We start from the raw sequence: 13402 nt of genomic DNA, 5'->3' as shown, positions 1-13402 counted from the left end.
AACAAAAAGGATTACCAAATTGGTAATCCTTTTTATATTTCTCTACTATCTATTCGCTTTCTTTTTTCTAAATAACATAAGTAATCCCGCTCCAACAAACGCAAGACCAGCTCCAATTGTAGAAGCAATACTTGCACCTGTTTTCGGTAAATCACGTTCATCTTTTTCAGCTTCTTTATTTTCACTTACAGTTGTTGTTGTTTCTTTTGTATTTTGATCATCTGTTGTAGTTTGTCCAGATCCGGTATTATTTCCATCTTGTTTTGGTTCATTACCATTATTACCTTCTTCTGTTGGTGGTGTTGGGTTTTCTCCATTACCTGTTGGCGGTGTTGTTGGATTTTCTCCACCACCTGTTGGCGGTGTCGTTGGATTTCCTTCACCAGTTTCTTTATCATCATTTTTCTTCGTTATATCAATTGCATATTTCGCAAATTCATTTTCAGATGGTCCAACATATGAAATCTTTCCATCTTTCTTTATATACTTTTGTGCATTTGGTGAAGAATCAAATGTTGTATTTAATTTATCTGCAACAATCGGTTTAAATGTCCAATTTTGATCAGCTGCTGGATCAATATCTTTTATTTTTTGCATATACTTCACAATGATTTGACGTGTTTCATCTTGTGATTGGTATACAACTTCCCCTTTACTTACACCTGGGAACGTTTGGCTACTTCCACGATAGTTATTTGTAGCGACGATGAACTCTTGCTTGTCAGCTACTAGCTTACCTTCATATGTCATATTTACAATACGATTAGCATTTGCATTTACAACTTTTCCATCTTTATCGTATTTCGCCGGTTGTGTTACATCAATTTCGTATTTTAAGCCATCTAAAATATCGAAGTTATATGTAGGATAGCCTATATTTACTAACGGCTGTTCTTCTGTTTTCTTTGGATCAATTTGATTAAACTGACCTGCAGACATTTCAAGCCATTCTTTCACTTGTGCCCCATTTACTTTTACAGCATATAACGTATTTGGATACACGTATAAATCTGCAACGTTTTTAATTGCTAACGTTCCAGCTGGAATATCAGTATAATATGTCGCACCGTTTCGGCCACCTGCTTTAAATGGTGCTCCTGCAGATAAAACTGGAATATCTTTAATCTTTTCGTATTCTGGTTTTTTAAGTTCTTGTTCTACATACCATTTTTGCGCATTTGTCACAATTTGTACGGAAGGATCATCTTGTACTAATGAAAAATAACTATTAATTGGTGCTTTCGTTTCACCTACATGTGTATTTACATATTCGATTGTCTTTTCATGTTCATCTTTAATTTCATTAACTAATTTTTGATCAGATTCTACTAATGGATTACCTTTACTATCAGCAATCGGACGAAGTTGCGGCTTAGACTGATCTTTTTGCACTTCCCATTTTCCATTTACCTTCTTCAATTGCATATCAATAATACCTAAGTTACTACCAAAAACACCCGGCATTACAACTGGAACACCATTAAATACATCCTTCACTTCAGTATGTGAATGTCCCATTAATACTGCATTTACGCCAGGAACCTCTGTTAAATAATACGACGCGTTTTCCATACCAACGTTGTATCCACTTTTATCAACACCGGAATGAGCTAGTGCAACGATAACATCTGCACCTTCTGCTTTCATTTTTGGTACCATTTTCTTCGCTGTTTCAACTATATCTTTCGCTTTAACTTGTCCTTCTAAATTCGCTTTATCCCAATTCATAATTTGTGGTGGAACAAATCCCATTACACCAATTTTCACTATTTGTTTTTGGCCTGCTTCATCCACTACTTCTTTCTCTAAAATATGATATGGTCTATCAAAGTAATGCTCGTCATTCTCATCATTACCATCATGGTCATCTCTGTAGACATTCGAGTTAATAACCGGAATTTTTGTTTTACTAGTCACTTCCTTTAAATAATCTAAACCGTAGTTAAATTCATGATTCCCAAGAGAGATGACGTCATACTTCATTAAATTCATTACACGATATAATGGATGTGTATAACTAGGATCCACACGATTCTTCGGATCTTTTATTTTATTCGCTACGTAATCCCCAAGCGGTGTCCCTTGTAATGCATCCCCATCATCAAATAGGACAGAGTTTTTCACTTCTTCACGTGCTTTATTAACGAGTGTTGCCGTTTGTACAAGACCTACTTTATTATCTGTTTTCGTTTGATAATAATCGTAATTCATTAAGTTAACGTGAATATCTGATGTTTCTAGAATTCGTAAGTTAACTGTACTCTCCCCAGTGTTCTCATCTGCATGAGCTGTTGCTGGCATTACTTGCGGTGCCATTACACCAATCGCAAGAGTTGCTCCAGCTAGCATTTTTTTTGACTTTTTCACAAAAAATCCCCCTTATACAATTACCAGAAATAATGAAATGAATCCCTATCTGTCTCTAACCACATACCTTTTTTCTTCTATTAGAGACACAATTTTCATTTCACCCTGCGCTAACGAGTAGTCCCCTTAAACGCTCGATTGATGAAGACTAACAATTAATAGGAAATAAAGCTCCCACTAATTAAAATTTCACCTTATCTGACATTATCATATATAAAGTTCTTTCCTATCGTCAATATTTTTTGACAAACTTCAACAAATTTTCTGTAAAGTTATTATAAACTTTTCATAAACATATAATATGCCCTTACATTGCTAATACTGCTGAATATGATACAATTACCAATTACAAGGAGGATGAATTTATGAAAAAAGTCATCTTAACAATTGTTTGTCTCCTCCTTCTGATCATTTCTTATTCTTATTTTGAAAAGAACGACGAGACAAAACAAAATGAACCCGAAGAAAAAACATCTACTCCAAGTTGGATTGATAAGCAAACAAACGATTCCTTTTATCATCTCGTACTAGGTGATTCGCTCGCCAAAGGATATGGATCAACACAAGGTGGATTTGCTGAATTAGCCTCTAAACAAATAGAAGCACAAATTCATAAACCAATTACTGTAGAAAACCTTGGGATAAACGGTCTTACAACAGATCGTCTCGCTAAAAAAGTTCAATCAGAAGATGTAAAGCAAAAAATTAGAGCAGCAAATATCATTACAATTAATATTGGGGGAAATAATTTATTTCGCTTAAATCGTGATGTCGGTGTTATAGACGGTATTAAAATGTTAAATAAAGAAAAAGCTCATTTTGAAGCGGATGTAAAAAATATTGTAAAGACAGTCCGAGATCAAAATCCGGATGCTTTACTCATTCTTTCTGAACTCTATAACCCGTTACAACTCGATGACTCCATCGCAAGTTATGCAGATATGTTTTTAGACGGCTGGAATGAATCCGTTTATTCCATTGCAAAAGTGAATCAACCATCTATCGTTTTGCCAATTCGTAAATTAATATCGAATGATAAAAAAGAATTGCTCTTTGACCAAGTACACCCAAATGATAAAGGCTATACGATTATTGCCGATTCATTTACAAAAAAAGTATTGGCCTACAAATATTAAAATTCCCATGAAACAATTCTATTTTTATAACATGTCTTTTTTGTTACAATGATAGTGGAAGGGGGCCTTTATATGGAATCACGCGAGTGGGAACGTATTGTTGATCATCTTCTTTCGCTAGTGCCTCTTTTTTATCGCAAATTTATGCTTCCTGGAGAATTTTCTTCTCAAAGACATATGCCGCCATCACATACACAAGTATTACTGCTTTTGCATGAAAACGGCACATTAGCAGTTTCCGAAATCGGCAAGCGGCTAGCGATTTCACGGCCTAACATGACACCTCTATTAAACAAACTTATTCAAGAAGAACTAATAGAGCGTCATTATAGCGAAAAAGATCGACGGGTCATTTTAATTTCCCTAACAGCTGAAGGGAAATTATTAGTAAATCAGTATCAGCAATTCATTTTAGACAAACTAAAAGAAAATTTCCAAACATTATCTGAGGAAGAGCGCGAAAAGCTCATTCATTCTCTTCAAACCATTCAAAATTTAATTTTGAAAACAAACGTATAAAGCTGCTTCTAAATAGAAGCAGCTTTATGATTCGTAATAGTTACCATAGTACACATTGGAATATGGCCATGTTGTTAAATATGGTTTTTTTTCCTGTGTAGGCTGTTGTTGTGGTAATTGTGGTATTTGTGATAATTGCTGTAATTGTTGTTGCCGATATAATTCGTATTGTCTACTCGTATCATAAACCGGATAATAATTTACATATGGATATACTTGAGATACGTAATAATAATACATTATCCTCTCCTCCTTTTTCTTAAACATATTCAAAGGAGAAAATGGATGTGACATTGTTTATAATTGTACAAGTGGTTCCCTCACTCGTTTCTTCCTTTTCTTCAAGCGTAACTTACGGTTCTTTTCGTATAAATAATGCACAACGAAATACGAAATGAGACCAAACACAACTCCTAAAATCGTCATTCCAATTAATACATACACTTCACTTTGTAATAAGCTCTTTAATATCGTAAAAATGTGACTTGAAAACAAGTCCGATACCGTAAATGGTTCATGATGAATTTTCTGTACATGGAATGGATAAATCATTTTTCCTAGCGCATACGCAAGCGGAAATAAAAATACTGGGAGAAACGATATTTTCCCAATAATATTGCCAATAACTGCCGCAGGAAAAGATCCCTTTGCTAACCTGACGATTGGATAAAATATTACATATACGAGCGATGCCGTATAAATGACTAACATTTCTAAGCCGAATCCTATAGCAAACCCTAACGATACTTTCTTTGCGCCTTCTGGCGATCGAAGCAACTTATAATATTGAAACTTTAATATTCTCCACATCCGCTGAAAAAACGAATATGTTTTCTTAGTTGTTTTCACCCTCATCATCTCTTTAACTATATTTTTATATGTAGTATGTCCTTACACACTCTGAAAAACAAATTTAGTTTTCTCTTTTATTATAAATGATATCGAAATGGTTAACCAAATATACATCCGACATTTTAATATAAAAAAACCTCCCTTTTAGGAAGGCTCTTCTACATTTTTAAATAAACTCACTAATAACGCTTTTTGAGCATGCAATCGATTACCAGCTTGCTCAAATACGATAGACTGTGGTCCATCTATAATTTCGCCTGTTACTTCTTCTTCACGATGGGCAGGTAAACAGTGTAAGAAACGATATGTTTGTTTCGCATGCTTAACAAGTTCGTTATTGATTTGGTAAGGTTGAAATAAAGAATATTTCTCTTCTTCGCCCTCTTGCCCCATGCTCATCCAAACGTCAGTATAAATGAAATCTGCTTCATTCACCGCTAATTCAGGATCATGCAAAACTTCAATTTCAGCTCCTGTTTCCTTGGCAATCGCTAACGCTTTTTTTACAATCTCCTCATTCGGTTCATACCCTATAGGCGTTGCAACAGTCATATGCATTCCAACTTTTGCACTAGCTAACAACAATGAATGACATACATTATTTCCGTCACCTACGTAAGCTAATTTTATTCCTTTAAATGTATTTGTTTCTTCATATATCGTCATGAGGTCTGCCAATGCTTGACAAGGATGATGGTCATCCGTTAATCCATTAATAACAGGAATACTCGATTCTTTTGCAAGCTCTTCTACATCCGCGTGTGAGAATGTACGTATCATGATCCCGTCAATATACTGCGATAATACTTTCGCAGTATCTGAAACGGTTTCTCCTCTTCCCATTTGCATCTCTTTCCCACTTAAAAACATACCATGTCCCCCGAGTTGTACCATTCCCGCTTCAAAAGATACACGAGTACGAGTTGAATGCTTATCAAAAATAAGCCCTAATATTTTGCCTTGTAATAAAGGCTCTTGCTTATTCTTTTTTAAATATATAGCGAACTCAATTAAAGAAATAACTTCTTCTTTCGTTAATTCTTCTAGTGTTAAAAGATCTTTCGTATTTAATTTCGGTACTTGTAAAGTTGACATGAAACTTCCCCCTTATATGATTGATACGTTTTTTGTACAAACTACTTTTTTTATTATATATACTGCCTGTTCTAACTCTTCATTCGTGACAATGAGTGGCGGTAATAGTCTTATAACATTAGGGCCTGCTTGTAATACGAGAAGTCCTTCGTTTTCTAGTTGTTCTATAAAACTTGCAACTTCATGCTTACACTCAATCCCAATCATAAGCCCCTTACCACGTATATTTTGAATACATTCGACATGCTGTAATTCCTCTTGCAACTTCTCTAATACATACTCGCCTTTTTCTTGTACTTCTTTTAAAAACAATGGTCTTTTACTTACTTGCAATACTTCTTTCGCTGCAGCCATCGCGATGTAATTCCCGCCAAAAGTTGAACCGTGTGATCCTGCAGTAAACGACGTTCCGAGCTCTTTCCGGCCAATCATTGCTCCGACAGGAATCCCATTCCCAAGTGCTTTTGCAACGGTAACGATATCAGGCTCTATTCGCACTTGTTCATAAGCGAATAGTGTTCCAGTTCTTCCTATCCCCGTTTGTACTTCGTCTATAATAAATAAGGAACCGAACTTATTACATAATGTTTCAATCTCTTTCAAAAAAGATAGATCAGCAGGTATTACTCCTCCCTCTCCTTGAACTACTTCTACCATTACCGCCGCAACTTCTTCATTCATTACTTCCTCTAATGCTTTAATATCGTTAAAAGGGATATGTAAAAAAGATGGAAGTAATGGACCAAATCCTTCTTTTACCTTATCTTGGCCTGTTGCACTCATCGTTCCAAATGTTCTACCGTGAAAAGACTGCTGGCATGTTACGACGAGAGATTTTCCAGTATGCTTACGTGCTAACTTTAAAGCCGCTTCATTTGCCTCTGCCCCACTATTACAGAAAAACACATAATCTAATGCTCTATTTTCTGTTAATAATGACGCAACTTCTTCTTGTAAGCTGTTTGTAAACAGGTTAGATATATGCCATATATCATCAAGTTGCTCTTGTACACCTTTGAGAACAGTAGGGTGACAATGTCCTAAATTACATACGCCAATTCCTGATGTAAAATCTAAATATTGCTTACCTTTATTATCAATAACTTTCGTTCCAGTTCCCTTTACAAACTCAATAGTTCTTCTGCCATACGTTTGAAAAAGATGACTCGTCATGCAATACTCACACCTTTCGTTACCGTCGTTCCAATACACTCTCCCGTAACCTCAGTAAAATCTTTTGTACCATTCACAATACTTATCTTTTGCACTCCCATTTTTAATGATGCTAGTGCCGCCTGTACTTTCGGAATCATCCCACCTGTAATAACACCTGTTTCTATAAAAGTTGCAATTTCAGATTCATCCGTTTCCTTTACCAAATTCCCTTCATGTAATATTCCATCTACATCCGTAATAAAAATCAGCTCTTTTGCCCCTAACGCGGCCGCAATCCCAGCTGCAGCATTGTCCGCATTTATGTTATAAATTTCATTACCATTTACCCCGATTGGAGCAATAACAGGAATATACCCCATATTTATTAATCCTTTTAATAAGGCTGTTTCTACATAACTTACTTCTCCCACATATCCTATCTCCTCGCTGACAGGTTGAACTTGAAGTAAATTACCGTCACACCCTGAACAACCTACAGCAAGTAAATTATGCTTTTGTAAATTCATTACGAGTTTTTTATTCGTACTTCCGCATAGCACCATTTGAACAACATCCATAACTTCTTTTGGTGTTACGCGTAATCCATCTCTTTTTTCTACGTTGATGTTACAATCTTTTAATTTGGCATCAATTTCTGGCCCACCACCATGAACAATCACCACTTTATACTTCTGTTGCAATTTCTTTATACAATCAAAAAACACAGCATTTAATTGATTCAACATACTACCGCCGCATTTCACTACAATATAATCGCTCATCTTCTCTCTCCTTATGTACGATAACAAGCATTTATTTTCACATATTCATAGCTTAAGTCACAGCCCCAAGCTGATCCTGTCTCTTCACCTAAGTGTAAGTACACATTAATGACTATTTCATCTTCTTGTAATCTCTCTTTCATTTCTTCTTCAGAAAATATTTGAGGCTCACTATTTTTTAATACCGATATAGATTGAAGAGTAATGTCAATTGTGTTCGGATGAATAGCTACTTCACTTTGTCCAATACTGCTAATAATTCGCCCCCAGTTTGGGTCTTCACCATGTATTGCTGTTTTCACAAGACTCGAACCGACTATTTGCTTTGCAATTTTTTTTGCCTCTTCATTCGTTTGAGCTCCTAGCACATTTACTTCTATTAACTTCGTAGCTCCTTCACCATCTTGCGCAATTTTTTTCGCTAAATCTTCACATACTTGCTGTAAAGCACATACGAAAGTTTCCCAATCTGTATGTTCCATATTTATCGGCCTTGTTTCTGATAATCCACTTGCCATAACGATGACCATATCATTCGTAGAAGTATCTCCATCTACCGTAATTTGATTAAATGTATGATTCGTTATTTGTGATAACGCTGTTTGCAATACGTCATGCTCTATATGAGCATCTGTCGTAATAAAACTAAGCATCGTTGCCATATTCGGATGAATCATCCCTGAACCTTTTGCAACACCCGCAATCGCCACTTTCTTCCCATCAATAATCATTTCATAGCAAGTTTCTTTCGTTATAAGATCCGTCGTTAAAATTGCTTCAGAAAAACAATATGCTTCACTTTCTTCCTTCGTCGGTATAAGAGTTGCAACTCCCTTTCGGATTATATCCATCGGCAGTGGAACACCAATTACACCTGTTGAAGCTACTGCAACGTAATTTTCTTTCATCCCAAAATGTTCCGCCCCTAATGCGCGCATCTCGTATGCGTCTTGTAATCCTTTCATTCCAGTACAAGCATTTGCATTTCCACTATTAACGATAATTGCTTGTAACTTCCCTTCTGCCGTTATACTATCCTTCGTTACTTGCAAAGGAGCTGCTTGTATTTGATTCGTTGTATACACAGCGGCACATGATGCTGGTACATCACAAACGATGGCACCTAAATCCTTTTTCTCCTTTTTTAAACCATTTGCAGTACCAATTGCCGAAAAGCCTTTCGGCGTTACAATTGAACCATTTTCTAATTTTGTAATAGACGCTACTTTAATCACCATGTCCCCCTTATACATAAAGCGGCATATGTTGTAAACCTGTTGTCTCTTCTAGTCCCGCTATTATGTTTGCATTTTGAATCGCTTGCCCAGCCGCGCCTTTCATCATATTGTCTATAACAGAAACGACCGTAACTCTTTCAGCTCTTTCATCGTAAGCTATGCCAATATCACAATAATTTGAGCCTCTCACTTCTTTTGGACTTGGAAATTTCCGTTGCGTACAAATTCGGATGAAAGGCGATTGTTCATACGTTTCTTCATACAATTTTTGAAGTTGCTTTATTTCCATCTTTTGTTTTACTTTTGCATAAAGTGTAATCATGATTCCTCGTGATATCGGTATTAAATGTGTGCTAAATGTAATTGGCTGTGATCCACTATTCCATTCTGTAAGCATTTGCTCAATCTCTGGAACGTGCTGATGCTCATTCACTTTATAAATGTGCAAGTTATCATATAGCTCAGGAAAGTGAGTCATTGTTGTTGGTGTTTTACCTGCTCCTGATACCCCTGATTTCGCATCAATAATAATCGAATCTTCTTCAATCATGCCGCTACGTACTAACGGCGCTATCGCTAGCAATGTGGCTGTAGCAAAACATCCTGGGTTTGCAATTAAATTTGCCTTTTGAATCCCAGTCCTTTTCCATTCACTTAACCCATACACTGCTTTTCTAAGAATTTCTTCTTTCGCTGCTGGCCTTTTATACCACAGTTCATATGACGAAGGATCTATCATACGAAAGTCTCCAGATAGGTCAATTACTTTTAAACCTTCTGCTAATAACTTAGGAGTTAACTCCGCCGATACTCCTGCTGGGGTTGCTAGAAATACGATTTCTGCTTCTTTTCCTATCGTCTCCACATCAATTTCTTGTAACGTATGAAAAAGGACATTTCGAAGATGAGGATATACATTTGTTATACACTCACCAACTTGTGAAAAAGAATGGAGAGATGCTATCGAAAAATATGGATGTTGTTCTAATAAACGAATTAACTCAATGCCCCCATATCCAGTGGCTCCAATAATTGCGACTTTCATAAGTTCCTCCTCATATCGATTCTTTAAATTAAGTATGATTATAATATTGTATATTTATAGAGTCAATTAAATATTTATAAATTTTTAAATCTAAAAAAACTTAATTTTATTAGAAAAATAATATACTCAACCGAATTTTTATACAAAAATAGTGCATAGTAGTTTTTTTATTTCACTTCAAGTACAATAAAACAATACATACGTACATACAGGCGGGGAAAAATATGAACGAAAAATTAATTGAGAAAATGATTATAAAAAGTTTTCAACAATATCAATGCAGTCCAATATCAAAAGAAGATCAGGAAATGCTAGTGAAACATATTCAAACGGTGACTCATTCAAATATTGAAATTGATTTATACGAGGAAATTGAGGATATTGTTTATGATTATGTAACTGGAAAACAATAAAAAATAGGAGATTTCCATATGGAAATCTCCTATTTTTTACTTAATGATTTACCTGCAACACGCTCAAATAAACCTGGGAATAAAGCATAAAGTTTCGGGCCAATTCCCATCCACTTCGGTAAGTTTACTTCACGTTTTTTCGTGTGCATCGACTTTACGATTTGTTCTGCTACGTATGTTGGTTTTAACATGTAACGTCCCATATTCTTTACATATGTACCAGATTGATCCGCTATTTCAAAAAAGTTTGTATCTATCGGACCTGGATTAATTGCTGTAACATAAATATCTGTATTCGCTAATTCCATGCGTAAACTATTCGTAAATCCTAATACGGCATGTTTCGTTGCTGCATAAGCACTCGATTTCGGAGTTGCAATTTTTCCAGCAAGTGAAGCAATATTAATAATATGTCCTTCATTCTTGTTTACCATATAAGGTAGTACCGCTTTCGTACATGCTACTAATCCAAATACATTTACTTGGAACATATCTTTTACTTCACCCATTGACGCATCTTCAAACGTTTTAAAAATACCAAATCCCGCATTGTTTACTAATATATCAATACGTCCCACTTCTTGTAATACCTTTGAAAAAACAGACTGTACTTCCATCTCTTCACTTACATCTAATACATAATAATAGCAAGGCGTATTATAAGTTTCTTTAATTTTGTCTACTAACGCTTGTAGTTTCTCTTCTGTTCGAGCCATTAATACTGGAGTCGCTCCCTGTGCTGCAACTTGCATTGCAACTTGCTCACCAATCCCACTAGAAGCACCTGTAATGACGATTACTTTATTTTGTAAACGTCCTGTCATTGCTGTCACCTACTTTGCATAATAAATCAATTGTTGCGATGACTCATCAATCATCACTTGTTGATTATATGCTAAATAATCCAATTGTCCAACCGTTTCTGAAATAGTAAGTGGTAATTGTTCTTTATATAATACCGGAAATAGTTTTACACATACTTCAAATGCTGTCATTGGTTTTTCCTTTAATAACTCAAGCACTTTAAAAGCACGTGTTTCTTGCTTTTGTAATCTCGTTTCAATAAGTTGTTTCACATTTAGAACATCTTCCCCATGCCCTGATAAAATGCGTGAAATATTCATTTCGCTTAAACGCTGTAATGTTTGATTATATTTTAGTAATGGGCGTGCCCGCTCTGTTTGCCCTTCATATGGTGGTTCTAGTATTGGATTCGAAGAAATATGACTAATGAGAGCATCTCCACCAATTAATATTCCATCAGATTCTCTATATAAAGAAATATGAGTAGAAGCATGGCCTGGTGTTTCAAGCACTGTAAATCCAGGCAAAGAATTAATACGATCTCCTTCTCTCACAGTATGCGTTAACGATCTATTACAAGAATATTTAAGTGTCCTCGTCGTCAATAACGACTCGTCTTTCAAAAATGCTGCTGGCACACCAAACTGTAAGGCCGTCTCTCTAAAAAATTCATGATACCGCTTTAAAAATTCTGGATTTTGTGTGATCCAAGGCTCATTCCAAGGATGTCCAATAATATTCGTCTTCTCAGAAAATATATTTAAAAGTCCACAATGATCTGCATGATGATGCGTAATGACTACTGTTTCAATATCTTCTATCGTATATCCTAATGCACCTAATTGACTTTCTAACGCATTCCTTGCCTCTTCTGTATTCGTCCCTGTATCAATTAATGTTAATGTCTCCCCCTCAACTAAAAACACATTCACAGTTTCCACTGCAAATGGTACAGGAATCTCCATTCGGTGAATCGCCGTCATGCTTAGCCCCCCTGTCTCTTTCCGGTTCAAAAATGAATACTTCTTCAGTTTACAACTTCTATATATATTTGTCATTATTTTCAGATAAAAAGAGGTGTTTCCTATAAGAAAACGAATGTATGTACATTTATAAGAATTTCTAACCAAAATTAAAGGAGGAACATCATGTCTATTCAAAACATTTCCTTTCTCGGTGCAGGCTCTATTGCTGAAGCTATTATTGGTGGCTTGTTACATGCAAATGTTGTTAAAGGTGAACAAATTACTGTAAGTAATCGTTCTAACGAGACGAGATTACAAGAGCTACATAAAAAATACGGTGTCAAAGGTACTCATAATAAAAAAGAATTACTTACTGATGCAAATATTCTTTTTCTAGCAATGAAACCAAAGGATGTTGCAGAGGCGCTTACCCCTTTTAAAGAATACATAAATAATAACGTGCTTATTATTTCATTACTAGCAGGTGTTTCTACTCACTCAATTAGAAAACTACTTCAAAAAGACGTTCCAATTATTCGTGCAATGCCAAATACATCCGCAGCCATTCTAAAATCAGCTACCGCTATCTCCCCTTCAAAACATGCAACAGCGGAACATATTCGCACTGCAACATCTTTATTTGAAACGATCGGTCTCGTCTCTGTTGTAGAGGAAGATGATATGCATGCTGTCACTGCATTATCCGGAAGTGGACCTGCTTATATTTATTACGTAGTGGAAGCTATGGAAGAAGCTGCAAAAAAAATTGGTTTAAAAGAAGATGTTGCAAAATCACTTATTCTTCAAACGATGATTGGTGCTGCTGAAATGCTAAAAGCAAGTGACAAGCACCCTTCTATTTTGCGAAAGGAAATTACTTCTCCTGGTGGAACTACCGAAGCAGGTATTGAAGTATTACAAGAACATGAATTTCAACAAGCACTTATTTCTTGTATTACACAGGCAACGGAACGATCACATAATCTTGGAAAAACATTAGAACAACTAACAAAAGAAAAATAGAAAAAGGA

Annotated in this window: 14 protein-coding genes; 4 read left to right on the top strand and 10 right to left on the bottom strand. The window is 35.6% G+C overall.

Annotation, left to right across the window (positions count from 1 at the left end; translation table 11 throughout):
* Positions 1 to 45: 45 nt before the first annotated feature.
* Positions 46 to 2367, bottom strand: a complete 2322-nt coding sequence (cpdB, locus tag N2V92_RS14235; RefSeq protein WP_042595635.1) for a bifunctional 2',3'-cyclic-nucleotide 2'-phosphodiesterase/3'-nucleotidase — start codon at positions 2365 to 2367, stop codon at positions 46 to 48.
* 365 nt (positions 2368 to 2732) lie between these two features.
* Between cpdB and N2V92_RS14230 the strand changes: the two genes are divergently transcribed.
* Both N2V92_RS14230 and N2V92_RS14225 read left to right on the top strand, forming a co-directional pair.
* Positions 2733 to 3503 (top strand): GDSL-type esterase/lipase family protein, encoded by a 771-nt coding sequence (locus N2V92_RS14230; RefSeq protein ID WP_000755844.1) that lies wholly within the window; start codon positions 2733 to 2735, stop codon positions 3501 to 3503.
* 72 nt (positions 3504 to 3575) lie between these two features.
* A complete protein-coding gene (locus N2V92_RS14225; RefSeq protein ID WP_000445819.1) occupies positions 3576 to 4022 on the top strand; it encodes a MarR family winged helix-turn-helix transcriptional regulator in 447 nt (148 codons plus the stop codon).
* Positions 4023 to 4046: 24 nt separating this feature from the next.
* Here N2V92_RS14225 and N2V92_RS14220 read toward each other — a convergent pair whose 3' ends face one another.
* From N2V92_RS14220 to argC, 7 genes are all read right to left on the bottom strand, one after another.
* Positions 4047 to 4262 carry a hypothetical protein gene (locus N2V92_RS14220; protein ID WP_016077265.1) on the bottom strand — a complete coding sequence of 72 codons (216 nt, stop codon included), beginning with the start codon at positions 4260 to 4262 and terminating at the stop codon, positions 4047 to 4049.
* Positions 4263 to 4319: 57 nt separating this feature from the next.
* Positions 4320 to 4880, bottom strand: coding sequence for a DUF2062 domain-containing protein (locus N2V92_RS14215; RefSeq protein WP_003279874.1), 561 nt, complete (start codon positions 4878 to 4880; stop codon positions 4320 to 4322).
* Between the two features lie 138 nt (positions 4881 to 5018).
* A complete protein-coding gene (gene argF, locus N2V92_RS14210) occupies positions 5019 to 5969 on the bottom strand; it encodes an ornithine carbamoyltransferase (RefSeq protein ID WP_000105794.1) in 951 nt (316 codons plus the stop codon).
* Between the two features lie 12 nt (positions 5970 to 5981).
* Positions 5982 to 7142 carry an acetylornithine transaminase gene (locus N2V92_RS14205; RefSeq protein ID WP_000200545.1) on the bottom strand — a complete coding sequence of 387 codons (1161 nt, stop codon included), beginning with the start codon at positions 7140 to 7142 and terminating at the stop codon, positions 5982 to 5984.
* Complete coding sequence (argB, locus tag N2V92_RS14200) at positions 7139 to 7906, bottom strand: acetylglutamate kinase (RefSeq protein WP_001286792.1); 768 nt, start codon at positions 7904 to 7906, stop codon at positions 7139 to 7141. Before argB ends, N2V92_RS14205 begins: the two co-directional genes overlap by 4 nt.
* A gap of 11 nt (positions 7907 to 7917) precedes the next feature.
* Positions 7918 to 9141, bottom strand: a complete 1224-nt coding sequence (gene argJ / locus N2V92_RS14195; protein ID WP_000598385.1) for a bifunctional glutamate N-acetyltransferase/amino-acid acetyltransferase ArgJ — start codon at positions 9139 to 9141, stop codon at positions 7918 to 7920.
* Positions 9142 to 9151: 10 nt separating this feature from the next.
* Positions 9152 to 10189 (bottom strand): N-acetyl-gamma-glutamyl-phosphate reductase, encoded by a 1038-nt coding sequence (gene argC / locus N2V92_RS14190; protein WP_016077264.1) that lies wholly within the window; start codon positions 10187 to 10189, stop codon positions 9152 to 9154.
* Between the two features lie 224 nt (positions 10190 to 10413).
* Between argC and N2V92_RS14185 the strand changes: the two genes are divergently transcribed.
* Positions 10414 to 10602 carry a YqzH family protein gene (locus N2V92_RS14185; protein WP_001003222.1) on the top strand — a complete coding sequence of 63 codons (189 nt, stop codon included), beginning with the start codon at positions 10414 to 10416 and terminating at the stop codon, positions 10600 to 10602.
* 29 nt (positions 10603 to 10631) lie between these two features.
* On the opposite strand, the gene N2V92_RS14180 is transcribed toward N2V92_RS14185, so the two are convergent.
* Positions 10632 to 11426 (bottom strand): SDR family NAD(P)-dependent oxidoreductase, encoded by a 795-nt coding sequence (locus N2V92_RS14180; protein WP_000147794.1) that lies wholly within the window; start codon positions 11424 to 11426, stop codon positions 10632 to 10634.
* Between the two features lie 9 nt (positions 11427 to 11435).
* Complete coding sequence (locus N2V92_RS14175) at positions 11436 to 12389, bottom strand: MBL fold metallo-hydrolase (RefSeq protein ID WP_016077263.1); 954 nt, start codon at positions 12387 to 12389, stop codon at positions 11436 to 11438.
* 165 nt (positions 12390 to 12554) lie between these two features.
* Between N2V92_RS14175 and proI the strand changes: the two genes are divergently transcribed.
* Complete coding sequence (proI, locus tag N2V92_RS14170) at positions 12555 to 13394, top strand: pyrroline-5-carboxylate reductase ProI (protein ID WP_000027254.1); 840 nt, start codon at positions 12555 to 12557, stop codon at positions 13392 to 13394.
* Positions 13395 to 13402: the final 8 nt, after the last annotated feature.

Source organism: Bacillus sp. CH_48 (assembly GCF_038008465.1).
Classification (GTDB): domain Bacteria; phylum Bacillota; class Bacilli; order Bacillales; family Bacillaceae_G; genus Bacillus_A; species Bacillus_A thuringiensis_S.
This window is presented reverse-complemented; position numbering and strand designations above follow the sequence as displayed.

Excerpts from the sequence above, each read along its gene's own strand:
- N2V92_RS14230 (WP_000755844.1), top strand. The coding sequence starts at position 2,733 with ATGAAAAAAGTCATCTTAACAATTGTTTGTCTCCTCCTTCTGATCATT.
- N2V92_RS14225 (WP_000445819.1), top strand. The coding sequence starts at position 3,576 with ATGGAATCACGCGAGTGGGAACGTATTGTTGATCATCTTCTTTCGCTA.
- N2V92_RS14220 (WP_016077265.1), bottom strand. The coding sequence starts at position 4,262 with ATGTATTATTATTACGTATCTCAAGTATATCCATATGTAAATTATTAT.
- N2V92_RS14215 (WP_003279874.1), bottom strand. The coding sequence starts at position 4,880 with ATGATGAGGGTGAAAACAACTAAGAAAACATATTCGTTTTTTCAGCGG.
- argF (WP_000105794.1), bottom strand. The coding sequence starts at position 5,969 with ATGTCAACTTTACAAGTACCGAAATTAAATACGAAAGATCTTTTAACA.
- N2V92_RS14205 (WP_000200545.1), bottom strand. The coding sequence starts at position 7,142 with ATGACGAGTCATCTTTTTCAAACGTATGGCAGAAGAACTATTGAGTTT.
- argB (WP_001286792.1), bottom strand. The coding sequence starts at position 7,906 with ATGAGCGATTATATTGTAGTGAAATGCGGCGGTAGTATGTTGAATCAA.
- argC (WP_016077264.1), bottom strand. The coding sequence starts at position 10,189 with ATGAAAGTCGCAATTATTGGAGCCACTGGATATGGGGGCATTGAGTTA.
- N2V92_RS14185 (WP_001003222.1), top strand. The coding sequence starts at position 10,414 with ATGAACGAAAAATTAATTGAGAAAATGATTATAAAAAGTTTTCAACAA.
- N2V92_RS14180 (WP_000147794.1), bottom strand. The coding sequence starts at position 11,426 with ATGACAGGACGTTTACAAAATAAAGTAATCGTCATTACAGGTGCTTCT.
- N2V92_RS14175 (WP_016077263.1), bottom strand. The coding sequence starts at position 12,389 with ATGACGGCGATTCACCGAATGGAGATTCCTGTACCATTTGCAGTGGAA.
- proI (WP_000027254.1), top strand. The coding sequence starts at position 12,555 with ATGTCTATTCAAAACATTTCCTTTCTCGGTGCAGGCTCTATTGCTGAA.